2 protein-coding genes are annotated in these 1,273 nt (G+C 73.8%); both read left to right on the top strand.

The genetic code is table 11. From position 1 onward, the window contains the following. Positions 1 to 825: ATP-binding protein (locus tag FV222_RS26485; protein WP_246685684.1), on the top strand; the 825-nt coding region annotated here is incomplete at its 5' end. Positions 826 to 893: 68 nt separating this feature from the next. Then, positions 894 to 1,273: NAD(P)-binding domain-containing protein (locus FV222_RS26480; protein ID WP_147816092.1), on the top strand; the 380-nt coding region annotated here is incomplete at its 3' end.

Genomic DNA, 1,273 nt, shown 5'->3' with positions numbered 1-1,273 from the left:
CCGCTGGCGCGGCTCGCGGGCGCGGCCGAAGCCTTCGGCACCGGCGACGACCACGCGGCCCTGCCTGAAGCCGGCCCGCAGGAGGTCATCGCCGTCTCGCGCGCCCTCGACCGGATGCGCAACCGGGTGCGGCGCCTGATCGACGACCGCACGCAGATGCTGGCCGCGATCAGCCACGACCTGCGCACCCCGATCACGCGGCTGCGCCTGCGCGCGGAATTCATCGACGACGATCACGCCCGCACCATGACGCTGCGCGACCTCGACCAGATGAACGCGCTGGTCGAGGCGGCCCTTTCCTTCGTCCGCGACGGGCAGGGCGGCGCGGCGGGCGCGCGGACGCTCATCGACCTCGCCTCGGTGGTGCAGACCGTCTGCGACGGCTTCCTCGACGTCGGCGCCGACGTCGCGGTGACGCAGAGCCGGCACGTGCTGGTGCGCGGCCGGCCGGACGAGCTCGAGCGCGCGATCACGAACCTCGTGGACAATGCGGTGAAGTACGGCGGCGGCGCCCGCCTCGCCATGGAGCAGACGCCGCGCGGCGTCCGCATCGTCGTCGGCGACACCGGCCCCGGCATCCCGGATTCCGAGCGCGACGCCATGCTGCAGCCGTTCGTGCGCGGCGACCGGGCGCGCAACCTCAACGACGCCAGCGGCTTCGGCCTCGGCCTGTCGATCGTGCTCGCCATCGTCGAATCGCACGACGGCTGGCTGACCCTGACGAACCGCCCCGAAGGCGGCCTCGCCGCCGCGATCGAGCTGCCGCTGGCAGCCGCCGTCGCGCCCGAGCGCATCGAGACCCGGATCGCCGCCGCAGCGGAATGAGCGACGCGGCCTGCATCGCAGGCGCGCGAGCGGCGTTGAGGCCGAGAGGCATCGAAAGGCAGCACAGCATGGACGTCGGTTTCATCGGGCTCGGGCGCATGGGGCGCGCCATGGCGGCCAAGCTCATCGAGGCCGGGCACACGGTCCGGGTCTGGAACCGCTCGCCGGGCGTCGCGCAGGAGATCGTGGGCGCCACGCCGGTAGGAACCGCGGCCGAAGCGTTCGCGGGCGACGCCGCCATCACCATGCTCTCGGACGACGCCGCCCTGCGCTCCGTGATCGTCGAGGGCGGCTTGCTCGACGGCGCCGGCCGGCCGGGGCTGCACCTGTCGATGAGCACGATCTCGGTCGCCCTGGCGCAGGAACTCGCGGCCATCCACGCGCGGGCCGGCATCGCCTATGTCGGCGCCCCGGTGTTCGGGCGGCCCGCGCGTGTATGGCCGCGAGT

Source organism: Methylobacterium sp. WL103, from assembly GCF_008039885.1.
Taxonomy (GTDB): Bacteria; Pseudomonadota; Alphaproteobacteria; order Rhizobiales; family Beijerinckiaceae; genus Methylobacterium; species Methylobacterium cerastii.
This window is presented reverse-complemented; position numbering and strand designations above follow the sequence as displayed.